The following is a 22,291-nucleotide window of genomic DNA, read 5'->3' on the forward strand; positions in this document are numbered from 1 at the left end:
GCGAATGAATCATTTTTGTGTTGATGTAATTCTACAAATAAATTGGCAAATTATTTTCTGCCGATTTATAAACGGCTTCTTGGGCTTGTAATGTTTTCAAATAATTTTCACCACTCGTTTCAAAGGATGCACCAGACAACAATTTATCAATAAAATCTCTTTGAAAAATGTAACAGCAATCTCCAGCAAATCCAATATCGTTATGAATGTAGTTGTGATTTTTTTCAACTTCACCTAATTTTTGAACTGTTATGTTTCCGTCAGAATATAATCGAATAGAACCCTTAGAGCCATCTATTAAATATTCGCCAAAGGTATAGCGTTGTTTTTTAAAATTATTCTCATTATATCGATTGGCATCCCAGACAGCATGCGAATTATTTTCAAAATTAAGAATCATATGCCCTGAATCTTCTCCTTTTATTACAGGGTTTAATCGTTTTAGTAAGGCATAAACGCTTTCTATTTCACCAGCGTGGTAACGAAAAGTATCAATAAAATGAACTCCAGTTTCATAAATAAGTAATTTTTTATAATCCCTAAAATAGGGTTGCCTAGACAGGTAAGCATCCTCTCCCCAACCATCTCCCATTCTCGATCTAAAATAAAGGCTGAACAAGTCGCCTATCTCATCATTATTGATGATTTTTTTAATTTCTCTATGCCAAGGTTGAAACCTGAAATTTTCATGAACCACAAAACGCACATTTTTGCTTGATACATAATCTACAATCTTTTTCGATTCTTCATAAGTCGGTGCTAGTGGCTTCTGGCAAATAATATGAACCCCATTGTCTGCAGCAAACTTGCACATTTCAAAATGTGTTTCTGGTGGCGTGATAATATCGACAAAATCTGGTTTTTCTTTAAGAATCATTTCCTTATAATCTGTGTAATGATTTTTTACACCATAAGGTTCCATAATATTTTTTGCGCGTTCTTTGTTTGAATTACATAAGGCTGTAATTTCTACTTCTGGAATGCGCGTCCAAGCTTCGTATTGAAACTTACTAAAATAACCTGCACCTATAGCTACGCCTTTTAATTTAGTTTTCATCAATTATTGGTTTAGTAGAATCCATATATATCCAACATACAATTGCAATCATGCCCAGAATGGCTGCCAAGAAAAAGAACGGATCGTTAGAGCCTGTCCATGACTGTAAATATGGGAATGCCAAAGCCGTTGCAAAAGCACCTATATTGCCAGCCATATTCATCATGCCTGATACTTTACCCGAGTGTTCTTTGCCTATATCCATACAAAATGACCACGAAGGACTTAAAGTCATGTCAGCACCAAAAATAGCTACTGATAGACATAAAACCGCACCTAAGGCTGTGTCCATATACAAGCTAGAGATTATCCCTGTAATAACCAATATAAAACCTATAATTGCTGGTATTTGTCTTGATGCTTTCCACTTTCCTGTTTTGTAAATAGCATCTACAGTATAGCCAGACACCCAGTTTCCTAATGCACCAGCCAGTAGTGGCATCATCGCGTAAAATCCTGTAGTTACTAAATTCAAATCATACTTCGCTTTTATGTATGGAAACAACCAAGTTAACATAAAAAAGAAAATAAAATTACTGCCAATGTATTGAATCATGGCTAGAATGACATTTTTCGAATTTAAAATTTTACTTATTGATAAAGGTTCAGCCGGTGTTTCCTTTTTCTGTTGACGGTTTTTAATGATAAAATCCTTTTCAATTTCTGAAATACCACTATGTTCTTCGGGTTTGTTTCTAAAAAGCAAATAAAATAATATAGAACATAAAATGCCTACTGCGCCAAAAAAATAGAATATAGTGCGCCATCCCCATGCATCAATAAGATAAGCTACTAATGGAAGTGCAAAGGCTGCTCCTAATCGTGATCCAGAAAAATTAATCCCTTGAAAAATGCCACGCTCCTTTAATGGCACCCAAGAATATGCTGCCCTTGAAATGTTTGGAAATGCACCGGCTTCACCAGCTCCAAAAATAAATCGTGCTAAAAGCATAGATATATAGTTCCATGCAAATCCGGTTAATGCAGTGAAAATAGACCATATTACCATGATGGAAGTCATTACTTTTCTAACACCATATTTATCCCCTAATGCGCCACCTGGCACTTGAAATAAGGCATAACCTAAAGCAAAAGCACTTAAAACCCAACCCATTTCTATATCATTCAAAAGTAAATCGGCACTTATGGAATCTTTTGCAGAAGAAATACAGACACGATCAATGTATAACAGTAATGTTATTAAAAATGAACCGGCAAAGAATCCATATCTTTTTTTCGGTATTGGTTGGTCTGTGCTCATGTTATGATAGTTTTTGTATTATTTCTGAAAGTGATTTTTCATTGCCTACATTACCAGGGAAAACGATATATGGTAACCCAGGAAATCTAGTTTCTTTGCCCATCCCCCAAACAGGAACACCTGGTAAAATCTGTCCTAAAACTTTAGAACGTTGCATTCTTAATCCTTTTGTTGCTAAATCATGCGAAGTTATGCCGCCTTTAGCCAATAAGTATTTTGGGCGTTCTTTTATACCAGTTACTAAATCAACTAAGGCTTGAGATACTTTTGAAGCAATATTGATATTTGAATCGGCACTTTTTCCTATAATTAATTTTCTGCTTGTATATACAATCACATCTTTGCCATGACCAATAGTTTCGTCGATTTTCGAAATTATTAATGCTAAGTAAACTTTTGATTTATCGCTCAAAATAACTTCAACATCTATTTCTATGAGCTCTTTTTCTGAGGTGTTTTCTATAACATATTTAAGTTGAGACGATGATTTAGGCACATAAGACCCTACAATTGTTAAACCCCCATTTTTATTATTAGAATCAATTATGGCTTCTGGAGTTAATAATGGTTTTGGCTCTAAGCCTATGTATGAGGGAACAAACGAACTTGAGGTGCGATATAATATCTGTTTTCCTGATTTTTCAGCCTGTAATAAAGCTTGAGTTACTTTATCTAAATCATTGTAATTTAAGGCGTTAATAATGCAAAACTTTCCTGGTGGTATGGAATGTATTTTTGAGGTTAATGATTTAATATTCAGAGTTCTAATGGACTCTATGTCAAGTGAAACTACAGTGTCTGCTTTTGTGCTTTTTCTAGTTTTTTCCTCAATGTAAGATTTTAAATTGGCATGTGTATATCCAAAAGTATGGTCGGTAGAAAATGCAGTTTTGTTAACAGGAACTAATTGATCATTTTCACAGATATAATGAACGTCGTTTACGGTAACTCTTCCGCCTTCAAACATAACCGGTATGAACATTGTAATAGCATCTTTATAATGTCCAGATTTTTGGATAGCTTCAATTTCTGAAAAATGACCTCTTAAAGTAGAGTCGCTTCGACTGATTATGGTAAAGTTACGGTTTGTAAGTTGTGACGCTTTTAGAATATTTTTTGAAATTTCCTGATAGATTTCAGTAGATTTTTCTTCGCTCAAGCTCCTCGAATTAGTTAATATAAATAAAATTGGCGTTTCTTTTTGAAACTCATTTATAAAAGTATCTAACTCCCATTGGGTTAAAAGTGGAATGTCATAGACGGTCTGATTTCCTGTTGGATCATCATCGATAACAATACATGTTTTATTTGAAGTTTTAAACGATATTTTATTCAATTTCCTGTAATCAGAAGTATCTTCTAATGGTAATTGTTCTGATATGTGTTTTAAGGAGGTAGTCATTAATATTTTTCAATAGCAATAACACGAGCAGGAGAACCATCTCCGTTTTTAATTTTTAAAGGAAGTGCTATGAGTTCAACACAATTTGATTGTAATTTTTCAAGATTAGTAAGTCCTTCTATAATAACTACGCCTTTCAATAAAATTTCATGAATCGTGGTAACTTCAGTTAAATTATTAACATCGGCCACTGATGGTGGTTCAACGCCAATCATTTTGACCTTTTTATCTAGACACCATAACGCTAAAGATTCACTAATTCGGGGTAATTCATCTCTATATTTTGGAGTGTTTACATATTTTGACCACCCTGTCCATAATATCAAACTATCACCTTGGATAAATTTTTCTTTAATATTTTGAGGAATATGTTCTGGATTTATTAATCCTCTTGCTCCAATATGCCGAACATCAACAACCCAAGCGCGTCCAATAACATCTGCAACAGGAATGTCATCGATGGTTTGATTACTTACATTAAAATGAATGGGCGCATCCATATGGGTGCCACAATGAGAGTAAAAAGTTAAAGTACTCGCATTCCACCCATCTTTACCAATGGTTTTACTGGTTTCTATTGAAAAACCAGTAAAATCATTAGTATATGTTAAAGTAAGATCTACAATCCTTGACATGTATATTTATAAGTTTTTAATCACCGCATCAGCAACTTCTTTTGTGCCTGCAGTTCCTCCTAAGTCTTTCGTTAGAACACCCTGTTCGGTGCTTTTGTCAATAGCCTGCATGATATTGTTAGCAGCCTCAACCTCGCCTAAATGTTCTAACATGATGGCTGCCGACCAAATTTGGCCATAAGGATTTGCAATATTATTTCCTGCAATATCTGGTGCAGACCCATGGATTGGTTCAAACATAGATGGGAACTCTTTCTCTGGATTAATATTTCCACTTCCGCCTAAACCTAAACTTCCCATGATGGCACCACCTAAATCGCTTAATATATCTCCAAATAAGTTGGTTGTTAATACTACATCAAAATCTTCTGGCTTTAATACAAAATTAGCAGTACAGTTATCAATATACATTTGGTCGTGAGCTACATCTGGGTATTGTGTTGCAACCTCTTTTATAACCCGATCCCAATAGCTTAAACTATTTATTAAAGTATTAGATTTAGTAATATGTGTCACTTTGTTGCGTCTTTTTCTGGCTAGTTTAAAGGCATAATGCGCCACACGTTCAATACCTTTTCTAGTGAAAACACTAGTGTCAATACCCATGCCTTCGGCAGAATCGGGTAAATATTGACCTCCCATTTGTACAAACTCACCTTCTACATTCTCTCTAACAATAACAAAATCAATATGCTTTTCGGTTCTTAGTGGTCTTGTTACTCCAGGATATGTTCTTACTGGTCTGTGGTTTACATACTGATTAAAATTAGCACGCACCTTAAAGGTGTAATCTTTTGCAGGAAGTGTATCATCAACAGCGGGTAACCCAACAGAGCCAAAATAAATGGCGTCAAATTTCTTAAGTGTTTCCAATCCATTTTCCGGTAGAAATTTACCGTTTTTTAAATAATATCCAGCACCCCAATCAAATTTTTGAGATGTGATATTAAAGTTGTGTTTTTTTGCTACTGCTTCTAAAACTCTATAGCCTTCTGGTACAATTTCGTTTCCAATACCATCTCCTGGAACAACGGCTATGTTGTAATTTTTACTCATAATTAATTAATTTTTTGATTGTGTTTTATACAACTCTTTAAATTTTAAATTCAAATTTAAAGTATAAATACATATTAACTCACCTGTACTTTACTGCTTGGGTGCAAAATTATGCGAATTTTCAAATACTATAAATTAAAAAAATCAGTTTTAGAGAATCAAAAACTGAGTTTTAAATATCTCTAAAGCTTTTTTACCGGGATCAAGAGTATTACAACATTACTAAAAAATAATTCAGACTTTTAGAAAAGTGACCTCAAATGTTACCATAAAAATTAAGAGTTGTAAAATGAACGTATTTTTAATCAAGTTCCAAGAATTGCCCACTGCCTGTGCTTTTGGTGCTTTTCAAAGATGTAGCAGAAGTGAACTGCACAATACAGTAAGCTAAAATATTTGTTAATATCAAGACACATCAGGATAGTTTTGTTTTAAAAAAAAGAGATATTGCTAGCTCCAAAAATTAAATGAATTATAAGTGCTTTACAAAAACCTGTTTTATCAAGTTTTATTTTTTTTTCTTTTTTTAGGAGTCGCTTCCTGTTCAAAAGATGTTGTTCAAAATCCCGAGAAGTTAACAATTTCAGAAGGCTTTAAAAATCCTATAGGGTTTTACAACCCAAATCCAACATTTACTTGGGAACTTCCGGTTTCTGAAACAATAAAATCACAAACAGCTTATCAAATTGTTGCAGCTTCTTCAAAAGATATGTTGCCAAATAATCCAGATTTGTGGGATTCTGAAAAGCAGGAAAGTACGCAATCTACTTTTGTAAATTATCAAGGAAAAAAATTAGAATCACGTCAAAACGTGTTTTGGCAAGTACGCTATTGGAACCAAGAAGGAATAGCTTCGGAGTGGAGCGACATCAATACGTTCGAATTAGGGCTTTTAAAAAATTCAGATTGGCAAGCCAAATGGACAGGTTTAGATACAGCAAAAGATAGTATTAAAGGTGTTCGTAACTTTTTGATGCACAGGCCGCAGTACTTAAGAAAAGGTTTTGAATTACCATTAGATGTTGAATCTGCGAGATTATACTTTACAGCCAAAGGTGTTTTTGATGTGCATTTAAATGGAAAAGACGTGAGTGATGATGTGCTTCCTCCTGGTTGGACGCCTTACAATAAACGCATTGAAACGCTAAGCTATGATGTTGGTGAGTTTTTGACTTCAGGAGATAATATCATAGGCGTAGAATTAGCATCAGGTTGGCATTCTGGAAGAATTAGTAGGGGACAAGCTTTATATGAAAACTTTGCATCACCTAAAATTTTATGTCAGTTAGAAGTCACTTTAAAAAATGGCACAAAAACGACTATCGTTTCAGATCAATCATGGAAAGGTACAACCAATGGTCCCATTAGATTAGCAAGTTTATATGATGGTGAAGTTTATGATGCCAATTTAGAAATGCCAAATTGGGCAACGACTAATTTTGATGATACATCATGGAAAACTGCGGAAACTGAGGCTGTGGTAGATAGTGTAAAGCTAGAACCTAAGCGTCATGCAACGGTTAAAACGACAAAGATATTAGAAGATGTAGCCATTGTATCATCCACAAAAGAATCCGTAATATTCAACATGAAACAGAATATGTTGGGGGTTCCAAAAGTAAATGTGCCGATGAAAAAAGGCGATACACTTACCATCCGTTTTTCCGAAATGTTACTAGCTGATGGAACGTTTTATACCGATAATTACCGTTCGGCAAAATCAACCGATTATTATATTGCTGCCACAGATGGTGTAATTGAATACACACCAAAATTTACGTTTCATGGGTATCAATATGTAGAATTATCTGGATATGATGCTTCAGTAGAACCAAATGCGAGTTGGATAAAAGGTTTGGTGCAACATTCTAATTTTTCAGAAAACGGTTCATTTACGTCTTCACACGATAAATTAAATCAATTGCAAAGTAATATTACATGGGGATTGCGCGACAATCTCTTAGATATACCAACTGATTGTCCGCAGCGCGATGAACGATTAGGATGGACAGGCGATGCGCAAGTGATTTCGCCAACAGCCATGTTTAATTTTAATACGCATGCCCTTTGGACGGCTTGGTTACAAAGTATGCGCGAAACACAAACGGAGCATGATGATGGTTTAATTCCTTTTATTATTCCTGATGTACTTCAAAGAAATAATGCAAGCTCAGGCTGGGGGGATGCTTGTGTCATTATTCCATGGGATATCTATAATATTACAGGAGATAAAACCGTGTTGGAAGAGAATTTTGAAATGGGTAAAAAATGGGTAGGCTATTACCAGTCTAAAGCAAAAGATTTTATTCCAGATACACACTCGTTTGCAGATTGGTTGCAACCTTATCCTGAGAAAGATGGGAAAATGGGAAATAGAGGTGATACACCAAGGTTGTTTGTAAACACAGCGTATTTTGCACACTCCGCACATTTAGTCTCAAAAATAGCTGGTGTTCTTGGTAAAACGGAAGATGAAAAAAAATACAAAGCATTATATAATGACATTGCAGCTGCTTTTGAATCTAAGTTTTTTGATGAAGAGGGGAAATTCATAAGTAAAAAACAAACTCAAACCAGTTATTTGTTAGCGATATATTTTGATTTGCTAAAACCAGAAACTAAAGTAAAAGCGCAAAAACATTTGTTAGAAGAAATAAAAAATGCCGATTACCATTTAGGAACAGGTTTTTTAGGAACGCCAATATTGCCAAAGGTTTTAGATGATATGGGTGAGATTGATTTAATGTATAAAATATTATTCAAGGAAACCTACCCGTCATGGTTTTATTCCATAAATCAAGGGGCTACAACCATGTGGGAACGTTGGAATAGTTATAGTAAAGAAGGCGGTTATAACCCACAAAGTATGAATAGTTTAAACCATTATGCCTATGGCGCTGTTGGACAATGGATGTATGAGCGTATAGCAGGTTTAGCAGCTTTAGAGCCTGGTTATAAAAAAATAAGAATAGCACCTATGCCAAATACTCAGTTTTTAACTTCAGCATCAGCAAGTGTAAATACGTCTTACGGAGAAGCATCTGCTTCATGGAATATAGAAAATGATGTTTTTAATTTGGAAACAGTAATCCCTCCAAACACAACCGCAGAAGTTATTATTCCTTATGGTACAATTGATAATCTTTCAGTAAATGGTAGTGACTTTAAGGAAAATGCAAACTTAAAACTAGAAAATTCAGAAGGCACGTTAATTAAAATAACGGCCAATCCTGGTACATATCAATTCCGATCTAAACTTTAATTAAATGAATTACAGACAAAATTTAAAACCCGTTTTTCAATTCGTTATTTGCGCTGTTTTTTTCAGTTCAATAGCATGTGCTGAAAAAGAAACTTTAGCATCAGCCGAAGACCTAAGCATTTCTGAAGACTTTAAAAATCCTATAGGTTTTTACGATGCTAATCCAACCTTTTCATGGAAATTACCAGTTTTAGAAAATAATAAAAGTCAGTCTGCATATCAAATTGTAGTAGCAACTAGCAAAGATTTATTACCCGACAATGCAGATTTATGGGATTCTAAAAAACAAGACACAGACCAATCTGTATGGATTAAATATGAAGGCAAACCATTGGAATCGCGCCAAAAAGTATATTGGCAGGTAAAATATTGGAATCAAGATGAAGAAGCTTCTGCTTGGAGTGACACCAACCATTTTGAATTGGGTCTTTTATCAAATAATGATTGGAGCGCCAAATGGATTGGTTTAGATACCAAAAAAGAGAAGGTAATGGGTAGTCAAGAAAATATTATTCATAGACCACAGTATTTCAGAAAAGGATTTGAATTGTCTAATGATGTGGCTTCCGCCAGATTATACATTACAGCCAAAGGTGTTTTTGATGTGGCTATAAATGGGGAAGATGTAAGTGATGATGTGATGCCTCCGGGATATACGCCTTATAAAGAACGCATTGAAACCATTACTTATGATGTAACCGATTTAATTGAATCCGGACAAAATACTATTGGTGTTGAACTAGCTTCTGGATGGCATTCAGGACGATTGGGTTGGATGAAATCGCTTTGGTTGGATACTGAAACACCAAAGGCTTTATGTCAGTTAGAATTAACCATGAAAGATGGTTCTAAAGAAGTTATTGTTTCTGATGAAAGCTGGAAAGGAACAACAAACGGACCAATTAGACTTTCTGAAATCTATGATGGAGAAACCTACGATGCTAATTTAGAAATGGAAGGGTGGACAACTAATAATTTTGGTGATAATTCATGGGAAGCAGTAAATGCCTTTTCTGTAGAGGATACGATTCGTTTAGAACCAAAACGTCATACCACAGTTAAGAATAAAATTGAATTAGCAACTAAAGGACTTATTAAAAAGGATGGTGCTGCTATTTTTGATTTAAAACAGAATATGGTGGGTGTGCCGCTTTTAAAAGTTCCAATGAAGAAAGGACAAACTCTTAAAGTTAGGTTTGCTGAAATGCTCTCTCCAGACGGTACATTTTACACCGAAAATTACAGAACTGCACAATCTACAAACTATTATACAGCTTCAGAAGATGGTGTGATATCATGGTCTCCAAAATTTACGTTTCACGGATTTAGATTTGTTGAATTAAGTGGTTACGACGCTTCAAAAGAGCCATCAAAAGATTGGGTTACTGGCATTGTACAATACTCCGATTTTGAGGAGAATGGCACATTTACATCGTCTCATAAAAAACTAAATCAATTACAAAGTAATATTGTTTGGGGCTTAAGAGGAAACTTTTTTGATATTCCAACCGACTGTCCCCAACGAGATGAACGCATGGGATGGACAGGTGATGCGCAAGTATTTGGTCCAACCTCAATTTTTAACGCCGATGTTTATAAATTTTGGGCAAGTTGGATGCAAAGTGTTCGTGAATCCCAGTATGAAAATGGTGGTATACCTTTTGTAGTGCCCGATGTGTTGTACAACAATAAAGTGAGTTCAGGTTGGGGCGATGTGTGTACTATTATTCCTTGGAAAGTGTATTATAGAACAGGAGATGTAGCCATTCTTGAAGAAAATTATGAAATGATGAAGGAATGGGTGGCGCATCATAAAGCAACCTCAAAAGATTATATTTCAAGTATGAACTCTTTTGCAGATTGGTTACAACCTTATCCGGCAAATGGCAATAATAAAGGGGATACATCACACAGTTTAATTGGCACCGCATTTTTTGCGCATTCAGCAAAATTAACAGCGCAAACTGCTGGTATTTTGGGAGAAACTGAGGGGCAAGCAAAATACGAAGCCTTATTTAAATCTGTAGCGGAAGCATTCGAAAATGAGTTTTTTGATGAAACAGGAAAGGTAAAAGATGTTACTGAAACACAAACCTCGTATTTATTAGCTTTAGCTTTTGATTTATTATCTGAAGATAAACAAGCAAACGCAAAAAAGCATCTTTTAGAAACCATAGAAGCTGCAGATAATCATTTGAGAACTGGGTTTTTAGGAACGCCATTATTATCGCAAGTTTTAGATGAAACTGGTGAAATTGATTTGATGTATAAATTATTATTCAACGAAACCTATCCATCATGGTTTTACTCTATCAACCAAGGTGCAACCACTATTTGGGAACGCTGGAATAGCTATAGCAAAGAAGAAGGTTTCAACCCTATGAGTATGAATAGTTTAAACCACTACGCGTATGGTGCTATTGGTGAGTGGATGTACGAACGCATAGCAGGTATAGCACCCTTAGAAGCAGGTTATAAGTCTATAAGAATAGCCCCAGAACCTAGACAGCCGTTAACATCGGCAGCAGCTAGTGTAAATACACCTTACGGTAAAGTGTCATCTTCTTGGGAGATTTTAAATAATGAATTTCAATTAGAAGTGGTTGTTCCACCAAATACGACTGCAAAAGTGAGCATTCCTGCAAATACTCAAAATGAGCTGATGCTAAATGGTGTTTCTTTTAAGGAGAATTCTAATATCAAACTGTTGAAAACAAATAATGATGCTTTTGAATTATTGGTACAGCCAGGGAATTATAAATTCATAGCTAAACTTTAATTCAATGAAGTTTAAATTTAAAATAGGATTTGTTTTTTTGATAATTGGTTTAATAAGCTGTAAAAATCAAAAAAAGGAATTAAATGAGACAGAAACAGAACAACAAGAAATAGTAGAACAAACTGAGAACAATCCCGTAATTCGTCATATCCGAACTGCAGACCCATCAGCTCATATTTGGGAAGATGGCAAAGTGTGGATTTACACATCTCAAGATATGGAGGATGCTACTTTTTACGATTCTATGGATGGTTATCACGCTTTTTCTTCAACAGACATGGTAAACTGGACAGACCACGGCGAAGTATTACACTCCAGAACTATTCCTTGGGGAGCAAAAGGCTGGATGTGGGCGCCAACAGCTATTTTTAAAAACAATAAGTATTATTTAATGTATCCGCATTCTGTTAAAGGAACAAAAGATGATATGCGATGTGGAGTTGCAGTAAGTGATGTTCCAGAAGGTCCATTTAAAGATATAGGTTGGATTGAAGGTGTTGAAGGCCAATGGCTAGATCCTTGTGTTTTTGAAGATGAAGATGGAAAAGTTTATTTGTACTGGGGCGTTAGAGAACCCAAAGTAGCTTTATTGAAGGATAACCTTCTAGAATTAGCCGAAGCACCAAGACCAATTGAATATGGAGGAAAAAATTTCTTTGAAGCAAGTTATATGCACAAATACAAAGGGAAGTATTATTTTTCATATAATGCAGGTTTAGGCGGGTTTTACGCTATGGGAGATAGTCCTTATGGTCCCTTTGACTATAAAGGAGGACTTAACCCTAAACAAAGACAAGACCATCATTCCATTGTAGAATATAAAGAGCAAAATTTTTTCTTTTATCATTGGCAAGGTTGGAATGGAGGTTCAAAATTTAGAAGAAATACAGCCATAGAGTATTTATATTATAACGAAGACGGTACCATTAAAGAAATTTACGCTACCAAAGAAGGTGTAAGTAAGTTTGAATAAAGACAAATAGAATAAAACAATAATTTGGATTAAATGAAAAGAGTAACGTTACTTATTATAGTTTCTTTAATTACTTTTATTAGTTGTAAAGAAAGCCAAAAAGAGAAAGAAACAGAAGCGAAAACAAATTCTAAAAAGCCTAACATCGTTTATATTTTAACCGACCAATGGCGAGGATCTGCTTTAGGCTATGCTGGAAATCCAGATGTAAAAACGCCAAATTTAGATGTTTTTGCAAAAGAATCTGTAAATTTTACCAATACAGTTTCGGTTACACCCGTTTGTACACCACATCGGGCAGCTTTGTTAACAGGCAAATTTCCTACAACAACAGGCATGTTTTTAAACGATTTATATATGCCAGCTGAAGAATTAACTATGGCAGAAATTTTTAAAGCCGAAGGATACAATACAGCTTACTGGGGAAAATGGCATTTAGATGGTCATGGGCGGTCTACATATATCCCAAAAGAAAGACGCCAAGGTTTTGATTTTTGGAAAGCTTTAGAATGTTCGCATAACTATACCAAAATGCCCTATTATGATAATGATAACCCAGAGCTGAAACATTGGGATGAATATTCGCCATTTGCCATTGTAAAAGATGCTAATAAGTATATCTCAGAGCATGCCAATGACGAATCTCCATTTTTAGCATTTATTGCTTTAGGAACACCGCATTATCCGCACAATAGTGCACCAAAAAAATACAAGGATATGTATCCGCCAGAGTCTTTAACAATAAATCCAAACGTAACTAAAGAGCAAGTGGATAGAAGCCGTAAAGAATTACAAGGCTATTATGCACATGCCACAGCAACCGATGAGGCAATAGGAAGTGTTTTAGATAAAATTAAGGAACTAGGATTATCCGATAATACCATTATAATTTTTTCTGCAGACCACGGAGAAATGATGGGCGCACACGGTGTTAAAGCTTTTACTAAGCAATTGGCTTGGGACGAATCTATAAGGGTACCCTTTTTAATTCATTATCCATCTATCGGAAATAACAAAGGCACAACAGTCAATGCGCCAATAACAACACCAGATATTTTACCCTCTTTATTAGCCTTGACAAATATTAAAATCCCTGAAGATATTGAGGGCGAAAACTTATCAGGCTTAGTTAAAAATCCAGATCCAAATGCAGACAGAGCAGCTTTAGTGATGAATGTAGCACCTTTTGGCGCTAATTTTAAAGACCCAGCATATAGAGCGGTACGCACAAAGCAATATACTTATGCACGCACACCAGATGGCCCAAGTATGTTATTTGATAATGTAAACGATCCTTACCAAATGAATAATTTATTGGGTAAAGCTGAATTTGAAGCTATTCAGAAAGATTTAGACAGTAAATTAAATTCGCAATTAGTCGCTATTAATGACGAATTTGGCACAAGAGATGACTTCTTAAAAAAATGGAACTATAAACTCGATGAGGAGAAACACGCTATTCCATATTGGGGCTTTAATGAAGACACAGGTAATAATAAAGACATAGGTAACATCAAACCAGTTGTACAATCACCAAAACCAATTAAGTAATTTGTTTGGGCGTTACCAAAAAGGGTCGGGCCTGCCGGCAGGCAGGCTTTCACTAGTCGCTCCTCCTAAAGTAGGGAGATCCAACAAGCCGTTCAATTCCTAACGCGGGGGTCTGACAGTAAGCCTATTGTTTTGAAGCTAGAGGTTGTGTTTTTTGGATGGGTTATTTTTAATCATAACTCCAACCTTTGTCTATACGAGTAATCTCTCCATGTTCGTTAAAAATAACTACTGAACGATACCAGGCAAAATCTCTAACAATTCCCCAGTTTGATTTTGCATTTTTCGCATAGTAGGCATCTTGTGTGTAATTATATTTTATTTTATTGGAGTTATTTATGGTATCCTGAGAGATATATAATGGCTCACCAACAATTGATTTTACATTTTCAATACTAAGTTTAGTAGTTATTTTATCAAATAATTCAGGAGTATAGTTTTCTGCAAATTCAGTATCTATATATGGTGCAAAAACATTATAACCTTCTATTAAAGGCATTTGTCCAAACATGAATACGAAATAAGTAATTGGAATAGTAACAATAGTTGATAAGGCTTTATTTATTGTGTTTTTCATATTAATCCTTGAATTGATACAAACAGGTATCCGGCTAAATAGATAAGACATGAAATTCCAAATGATATTTTCAAGGATTCACGAAATGCTTTCTTCATATTGATTTTTGACCATGAGGCCATAAAATATCCAATACTTAATCCTCCAGTAATAATTATCAATAAGAATATTAATATTAATCGTTCTTTATTATAAGGCGGTAACGATATTATTGTAAGAATCAATGTGATAATCAATAAAAACCCAGATGTTATTATTTTATACATAAAGTGAATTTTTTCAATTACAAAATAAAATTCAACTATTTTTAGAAGTACCCATTGATGGAAAAGTTTTTGTAAAAACTAAACCTTGATTAGTTGCAATAAAAACATGACACTACAGGATAATATCAAAAAATTAAGAAACTAAATTTGTTAAGGTTAACTAAAACAATTAACGTTAATTAAAACAAGTTATTTTAAATGAAAAAACTAATCCTATTAATTTATATTGTTTGTGGTGTTTTAAAAATCTATGCACAAAATGAAACCCCCAACATACTTGTTTTTTATGTAGACGATTTAAGAGCAGAATTAGGATGTTATGGCAGTAAAACAGCAATAACACCAAACATCGATAAATTGGCCTCAAACGGTGTAATGTTCAATAAAGCATACACACAACAAGCAATTTGCGCGCCATCGCGAATGAGTACCTTAACAGGATTACGTCCAGAAACTTTGGGTATATATAGTATTTTTACGCCATTGCGTGAAGTACATAAAGATGTGGTAACCATGCCGCAACTTTTTAAAAACAACGGTTATAAAACTGTAAGTATTGGCAAAGTATATCATCATACTTCTGATGATAAAGCAAGTTGGACAACGCACTTCGAAAAAGAAGAAAACAGTTATCTAAAGCCTGAAAATAAGACGTTGTTAGAACGGTTAAAAGCTGAAGGAAAACCACAAAAAGGACCAGCTTTTGAAGATGCCGATGTTGATGATGAAGCCTATAAAGATGGACGCGCAGCAAAATATGCCATTGAAACTCTTAACGAACTTAAAAATGATAAATTTTTAATGTTTGTAGGACTAAGCAAACCTCATTTGCCATTTAACGCACCTAAAAAATATTGGGACTTATACAACAAAAACGATTTTGAAATCCCTTCAAGAGAAAAACCAAAAGATATGTACAAATTAGCCTTAACAAATTGGGGCGAACTACGAGGCTACCACGGCATTCCTGAAGAAAGCGATTTAGATGACAATTTAACAAGAACTTTAATTCATGGTTATCACGCTTCCATCAGTTATATAGATGCTCAGGTTGGAAAAGTTATGAAAACTTTGGAAGATTTAGATTTACGCAAAAATACCATGGTCATTTTTATGAGCGATCACGGTTATAAAATTGGCGAATATGGGGCATGGTGCAAACATTCGAATTTAGAAATTGATGTGCGAGTGCCCTTAATTATAAGCAGAGAAACGGGTTACAAAAACAGAGGAACTGGAGCAACCTCAGATGCTTTGGTCGAAAATGTAGATATTTTTTCAACTTTAGTAGAATTATGCAAATTAGAAGGTCCAAAATCCGATGGAAAAAGTTTACTGGCAGTAATTGATAACCCAAATATGATATGGGACGGCGTGGCAACAAGCGTTTATGCTAGAGGCAAAAAAATTATGGGTTGCACTGCAACAGATGGTAATTGGCGCTATACCGAATGGAGAGATTCTAAAACTCACGAAGTTTTAGCAGCCGAATTATATGAGCATAAAAACGGACTACTGGCTTTCGAAAATGTATCTGGAAATTCAAAATATGCTTCCATTGAATTAAAAATGAAAACACTTTTGAAAACTCAATTTCCTAGAAACGCAGTACCTTTTTTACAGAATGATATCCCTAAAAAAAAGTAGCTTCTTTAAATAAACATAATAGTACAGGACACCACAGGATTATTTTAAATAGGTAATAAGTTAAGTTTGTTTTAGACTGTTTTTAGAACAAAACAAACAAATGAAAAACATTTTAACGTTCTTAGTTTTAACCCTTTCCATTTCTTATGGTAATACTCAGCGAAGTATTATCAACTTCAACAATAATTGGCAATTCATTCAAGAGGATAATCCATCATTTTCAAAAGTAAATATCGATGATTCTAAATGGCAAACTTTAAATGTTCCGCATGATTGGTCTTTCGAAAAAGGCGTTAGAAAAGGTGGCGACCAAGGTCAAGGAGGTGGTTATCATGATGGAGGTATTGGTTGGTATCGAAAGCAATTCAATGTAAATAAAAAAAGTTTATCCAAAACAACTTACATCAATTTTGATGGTGTGTATATGAATAGCGAAGTTTGGGTAAATGGCAATCAATTGGGAAAACGGCCCTATGGCTATATCAGTTTTAGATACAATATTTCAAAATATTTAAAAAAAGGAGAAAACACTATTGCCATTAGAGTTGATAATAGTTTAGAGCCTTCGGCGCGCTGGTACCATCCTTGTGGGATTTATGCTCCGGTAAAGTTAATCGAGGTAAATCCTGTTCATTTTAAACCCAATACCATTTTTATAACCACACCTTCAATTGAAGCTGAAGTAGCAATGGTTAATATTGCTGCCGAGGTTAATGGCAGTTTTAAAGAATTAGCATATCAAGTAAAAATATTTTCCCCAGAAGGAAATCTACTCAATTCGAAATCTGAAAAGATTACGACTTCAAAAAACAGTATTAAGCTTGCAGTTAGTAATCCGCAATTATGGAGCCCAGAAAATCCAACGCTATACAAAGCGGTTACCAAAATTTTAGATGGTAAAAAAGTAATCGATGAAGTAGAAATAACTTTCGGGTTTAAAACCGTGGAGTGGAAAACCGAAACAGGTTTTTGGTTAAATGGTGATAACGTAAAACTAAAAGGTATTTGCGAACATTGGGAAGGTGGGCCTGTTGGGGGCGCTTGGACAAAACCTATGCTGCGCTGGAAACTTCAGTTGTTAAAAGATATGGGTATCAACGCCATTCGTCCTTCTCACAACCCAACGCCACCCATGTTTTATGATATCTGCGATGAAATTGGTTTACTAGTCATGGATGAAATTTTTGATGGTTGGCACAAAAAAGCTCCAGAAGATTATGGCAAACAAGCTTTTGACGAGTGGTGGCAACGCGATGTAGAAGAATGGATAACCAGAGATAGAAATCATCCAAGTATTTTCGTTTGGAGTTTAGGGAACGAAACACATAGCGATGTAGCACCTGAAATGGTGAAATTTGGTAAAAGTTTAGACCCAACACGTTTATTTACATCAGGTGCAGGAAATCCTGAGGATATGGATATTCAGGGTGTAAATGGCGGTTCAGAAACCAAATCATTTATAGAAGGCAAAACGTTTGATAAATCCTTCATTTCTACCGAAGCACCGCACACATGGCAAACAAGAGGGTACTACAGAACACATACATGGTGGCGTGATAATGAATTACCAGGCACTTACGAGTTACCCAATTTAACCGAAAAAGAAATCTTTTTTTACGAAGGCTTAAATCCAAAAGATTGGAAAAATAGAAAGCAACGTTTTAACTCATCCTATGATAATGCCACAGTAAGAGTTTCAGCAAGAAAATATTGGGAAGTCATGCGAGATACGCCATGGCATAGTGGACATTTCCGATGGACAGGTTTCGATTATTATGGGGAAGCTGGTTTGGTACACGGTGGGTTACCATTCAATTTGTTTATGGGTGGCGCATTAGATGTTGCTGGTTTCGAAAAAGACCTTTACCACTTCTACAAAAGCCAATGGACTAAAGAACCTATGATTCACATGTTACCACATTGGACGCATCCTAGAATGGAAAAAGGAACGGTTATTCCTGTTTGGGTCTATTCAAATGCAGACGAAGTGGAATTGTTTCTAAACGGAAAAACTTTAGGAAAAGACAAACCAGGAACGGTTTGGAATGAAATGCAATGCGAATGGATGGTGCCGTACGAAGAAGGGAAATTAGAAGCCATTGCTTATATAGATGGAAAGGAAGTAAAGCGTACATCATTTACCACCAGTAAGCAACCTACAAAATTGAAAACCACCTTACAAAAATTAAAAGCAGAAGACGGATTTGCAGCAAGCTATATTTTAACATCTGAGAGTGTAGATGAAAACAATAACTTCTATCCTTATGGAGAAAATAAAGTGTATTACAATATCCAAGGCGATTTAGAAAAAGTATCTATTGAAAATGGTAATCCCATTGACCCTACAAGTAGAACAAAATCCGATTTTAGAAGTCTGTTTTTTGGAAAATCCAGATTGTTTTTGGAAGAAAAAGTGAACGCTGTAAAGACAATAATTTTCACAGGTTCAATTTTAGGAGATAAGTCTTTGTATGTTTCCGATGAGATTACTATCTCGGTAGGTCAAATTTCTATTTTACATAATGCTAATACTTCAGATTTAGAAATTAAATATACAATTGATGGAAGTGATCCAGAAACAAATGGAATTTCATACAAGGGAGCTTTCAAAGTTTCAAATGGTACAACAGTAAAAGCCATCGTAAAGCAAAACGGAATAACCTTATTTACTATGGAGGAACGCTTCGGCAAGGATGAAGGCCTGTTTTGGGGCAACGAACATGCTGCCGATATGTGGATAGGTAGAGGTGTTAATATTTCGGCCGAAGATGGCATTTTAGAAGGTGGTGCAAAATCCGATAATGATGCACATCGATATAAAGGAAGCGGTTTTGTGAGGTTTGATGGAAAAGAGGGCGCCATTACTTGGTATCAAGAAAACGATGGAGAACCTGGTGATTATAGTATCCGTTTTAGATATATGCACAATAATGAAGGGCAATTACACCCTATGAAACTATATGTAAATGATGAGTATATAAGTACTTTAGAATTTAATGCTACTGGTGGTTGGGAGAAGGAATGGAAGTTTGTGCCAACCATTGTAGTATTACAATCTGGAGCTAATAATATAAAATTAGAAACAACTGGAGAAAGTGGCCCTTATATCGACGAGTTGTTTGTAGATTAAACAAAGAGAAGTTATGGATTTGGTTTTATATATAATAGTAGTTTTATTGGTGTTAAACGTTTTGATATTTAAGTTTAGTTGCAATGATGATAACAAATAATTTTAATTTTCAATTTTTAAAAATATGAGTAAGAGGCTGATTTTTTTAATTGTAGTTACTCTTTGTTTTTCCAAAGGGTTTGCACAATCTGAAACTAAACTAGGCGAGAATTATTATAAGAAAAAAAGTGCCCTTGTAAACGGTTTCCAAACTCCGCCACAAGAGTCAAAACCACGCACCTGGTACCATATTAATAGTAGTAATGCCTCCAAAGCAGGTTTTACCAAAGATTTAAAAGCCATAAAAGAAGCCGGTATTGGTGGCGTTCTGGTTTTTAACGTGTCTATGGGTTTACCAGAAGGAGATGTTGCCTACAACTCTCAAGAGCATCGTGATATTTTATCACATGCCGCCAAAGAATGTGAAAAATTAGGATTGAGTTTTGGTGTTCATAATTGTGATGGTTGGACGTCTAGTGGTGGGCCTTGGGTAGCACCAGAACATGCTATGAAAGTGGTAGTAAATAGCCAAGTTATTGTAGAAGGAGGTAGCAATGTAAACATAAAATTACCACAACCACCTGCAAGACATAACTATTACAAAGATATTGCTGTTGTAGCGTATCCGGCTTTAGAAACTGAATTGATTGATAATAGTGTTAACCCAATTATTACCTCTTCAGATAAAGCGTTTAATCCAATATTAGCGACAGATAATCAAACAAATACACATGCCGATTTAAAAGCAAATGAGTGGGTACAATACGATTTCGGAAAGCCACATACTATTCGCTCTATGTCGGTTTTTATTAATAAAAGAAAAGGTAAATTAACCTTATTAATATCGGATGACGGCATTAATTTTTCAGAAGCGCATCAACCTAATGAAGAGCGTATTGGTAAAGATGAATGTTATTTTTCAGAACATTTTGAACCTATCACAGCGCGCTATTTTAGAATAATTTCCGATTTAGATACCGGTATTTATGAAATGAATTTATCGGCAAATCATACCTTAGGTAATCAATTAGAATTTATATCATACAGAAAAAATAAACGTCCGATAGGAAACCCAGATGCAGAATCATATATCAAAAAAAGTGACATCATAGTTTTAACTGAAAAAATGAATGATGAAGGCGTTTTAAAAGTAAAATTACCTAAAGGAAATTGGACCATTATGCGTTTTGGTTTTACAGCATCAGGTGCTACTAACGAACCAGCTTCTGATGAAGGTACAGGACTTGAAGTAGATAAATTTAGTAAAGAAGCACTAAAAATTCATTACGATGCCTTTGTTGGAAAATTAGTAAAACAAGCCAAAATTGATGCGCCAAATGCGTTACAATATGTGGAAATTGATAGTTATGAAGTGGGGCCACAAAACTGGACAGATGATATGGAGCAAAAATTCCAAGAGCGTTTTGGATACGATTTTGCGCCCTTTTTGCCATTGTATGCTGGTAAATACATAGAAAATAACGATACCATTGAAGGTGTTTTTTGGGATATGAAACAATTAGTAAGCGACTTAATGGTTACTAACTATTTTGATTATTTCACAGAATTATGCCATCAGGATGGTTTGATATCTTACATAGAACCTTACGGTTTTGTTGGGCCATTTAATAGTTTAGATGCCGGTAGAAGTGCCGATATTCCTATGGGCGAATTTTGGTTAGGCAAACCAAATAATCACAAACGTGCTGCAGTATCATCAGGACACATTTACGGTAAAAATGTGATTTCTGCCGAAGCTTTTACAAGTACAAAATTAAATTGGGGTTTTCATCCAGCTTTAGCCAAAGAAAAGGGTGATTACGAATGGACGAATGGTATTAACGAGTATATGTTTCATCGTTTTGCACATCAATCCAATACGCATGTAAAACCAGGTATGAGCATGAGTTTTGTGGGTTCGCATATTGACCGCACGCAAACGTGGTGGGAAAATGCAGGTCCAGAATGGTTTCAATATTTAGCAAGAGGCTCTTATATGTTACGCCAAGGGAATCCTGTAGTAGACTTATTAGTTTTTGTAGGCGATAGAGCACCAAGTCATGTTATTCATGCTGCTCAAATGCGCCCCAAATTGCCAGGAGCTTATAAATACGATTGTGTTAATGCAGATGTAATTATTAATCGATTATCAGTAGAAAATGGCAAGCTAAAATTACCAAATGGTATTACCTACAATGCCTTGGTTCTACAAAGAAGCGATGTAATGAATCTAGAAACGCTAAAAGGTATTGCCAATTTAGCCGAACAAGGTGCTATAATTATTGGGGAAAAACCTATTACTATGGGAGGTTATAATCACAGCCAAAAAGCGATTGATGAGTTTAAAATTCTTGTTGAAAAAATATGGAAAAACCCTAAAGTGTATAGTGATATTCAATGGGAATCAATTTTTAAAGAAAACAACATTCAAAAAGATTTAATTGTTGAAGGACAACCTGATTTTAATTACTATCACAGACGTTCTGATGACGAAGATATTTATTTTGTTTACAACCATAATCAAACAAAATCCGAAACGCTTAACTGTAGTTTTTTAGTAGATGGTAAAATACCTGAACTATGGAATTCAGAAACTGGAGAAATCACAAAACTAGCCGAATATAAGCACGAAAACGGTCGTACAAATGTTTCTATC

13 protein-coding genes are annotated in these 22,291 nt (G+C 35.0%); 7 read left to right on the forward strand and 6 right to left on the reverse strand.

Going from position 1 to position 22,291, the window contains the following annotated elements; genetic code table 11:
- Nucleotides 1–31: 31 nt before the first annotated feature.
- From WBN21_RS06095 to WBN21_RS06115, 5 genes are read right to left on the reverse strand one after another with little or no spacing between them, the layout of a single operon-like run.
- Complete coding sequence (locus tag WBN21_RS06095; RefSeq protein ID WP_424198457.1) at nucleotides 32–1,057, reverse strand: Gfo/Idh/MocA family protein; 1,026 nt, start codon at nucleotides 1,055–1,057, stop codon at nucleotides 32–34.
- A complete protein-coding gene (locus WBN21_RS06100; protein WP_424198459.1) occupies nucleotides 1,047–2,318 on the reverse strand; it encodes an MFS transporter in 1,272 nt (423 codons plus the stop codon). Before WBN21_RS06100 ends, WBN21_RS06095 begins: the two co-directional genes overlap by 11 nt.
- A gap of 1 nt (nucleotide 2,319) precedes the next feature.
- Nucleotides 2,320–3,720, reverse strand: a complete 1,401-nt coding sequence (locus WBN21_RS06105) for a four-carbon acid sugar kinase family protein (protein WP_424198461.1) — start codon at nucleotides 3,718–3,720, stop codon at nucleotides 2,320–2,322.
- Nucleotides 3,720–4,355: a cyclase family protein gene (locus tag WBN21_RS06110; RefSeq protein ID WP_424198463.1), complete on the reverse strand. Its 636-nt coding sequence runs from the start codon at nucleotides 4,353–4,355 to the stop codon at nucleotides 3,720–3,722. Before WBN21_RS06110 ends, WBN21_RS06105 begins: the two co-directional genes overlap by 1 nt.
- Nucleotides 4,356–4,361: 6 nt before the next feature.
- The gene (locus WBN21_RS06115; protein WP_424198464.1) at nucleotides 4,362–5,411 is read right to left on the reverse strand and encodes a tartrate dehydrogenase; all 1,050 of its coding nucleotides are present in this window, start codon (nucleotides 5,409–5,411) and stop codon (nucleotides 4,362–4,364) included.
- Between the two features lie 478 nt (nucleotides 5,412–5,889).
- Between WBN21_RS06115 and WBN21_RS06120 the strand changes: the two genes are divergently transcribed.
- Genes WBN21_RS06120 through WBN21_RS06135 form a run of 4 tightly spaced genes read left to right on the forward strand, consistent with a single transcriptional unit; the run spans nucleotide 5,890 to nucleotide 13,976 of the window.
- Nucleotides 5,890–8,673, forward strand: a complete 2,784-nt coding sequence (locus tag WBN21_RS06120) for a family 78 glycoside hydrolase catalytic domain (protein WP_424198466.1) — start codon at nucleotides 5,890–5,892, stop codon at nucleotides 8,671–8,673.
- A gap of 4 nt (nucleotides 8,674–8,677) precedes the next feature.
- The gene (locus WBN21_RS06125) at nucleotides 8,678–11,452 is read left to right on the forward strand and encodes a family 78 glycoside hydrolase catalytic domain (RefSeq protein ID WP_424198468.1); all 2,775 of its coding nucleotides are present in this window, start codon (nucleotides 8,678–8,680) and stop codon (nucleotides 11,450–11,452) included.
- Between the two features lie 4 nt (nucleotides 11,453–11,456).
- Nucleotides 11,457–12,425: a family 43 glycosylhydrolase gene (locus tag WBN21_RS06130; protein WP_424198470.1), complete on the forward strand. Its 969-nt coding sequence runs from the start codon at nucleotides 11,457–11,459 to the stop codon at nucleotides 12,423–12,425.
- 33 nt (nucleotides 12,426–12,458) lie between these two features.
- A complete protein-coding gene (locus WBN21_RS06135; RefSeq protein WP_424198472.1) occupies nucleotides 12,459–13,976 on the forward strand; it encodes a sulfatase family protein in 1,518 nt (505 codons plus the stop codon).
- Between the two features lie 169 nt (nucleotides 13,977–14,145).
- Here WBN21_RS06135 and WBN21_RS06140 read toward each other — a convergent pair whose 3' ends face one another.
- A complete protein-coding gene (locus tag WBN21_RS06140; protein ID WP_424198474.1) occupies nucleotides 14,146–14,553 on the reverse strand; it encodes a hypothetical protein in 408 nt (135 codons plus the stop codon).
- A gap of 464 nt (nucleotides 14,554–15,017) precedes the next feature.
- Here WBN21_RS06140 and WBN21_RS06145 point away from each other — a divergent pair, with 464 nt between their 5' ends.
- The 3 genes from WBN21_RS06145 to WBN21_RS06155 all read left to right on the forward strand — a co-directional run.
- A complete protein-coding gene (locus WBN21_RS06145; protein ID WP_424198476.1) occupies nucleotides 15,018–16,466 on the forward strand; it encodes a sulfatase in 1,449 nt (482 codons plus the stop codon).
- 100 nt (nucleotides 16,467–16,566) lie between these two features.
- Nucleotides 16,567–19,596 (forward strand): glycoside hydrolase family 2 TIM barrel-domain containing protein, encoded by a 3,030-nt coding sequence (locus tag WBN21_RS06150; protein WP_424198478.1) that lies wholly within the window; start codon nucleotides 16,567–16,569, stop codon nucleotides 19,594–19,596.
- 124 nt (nucleotides 19,597–19,720) lie between these two features.
- Nucleotides 19,721–22,291, forward strand: a 2,571-nt coding sequence (locus tag WBN21_RS06155; protein ID WP_424198480.1) for a glycosyl hydrolase, incomplete at its 3' end; no start/stop codon positions are given.

It is taken from the genome of Algibacter sp. (assembly GCF_049667265.1).
Lineage (GTDB): Bacteria > Bacteroidota > Bacteroidia > Flavobacteriales > Flavobacteriaceae > Algibacter_B.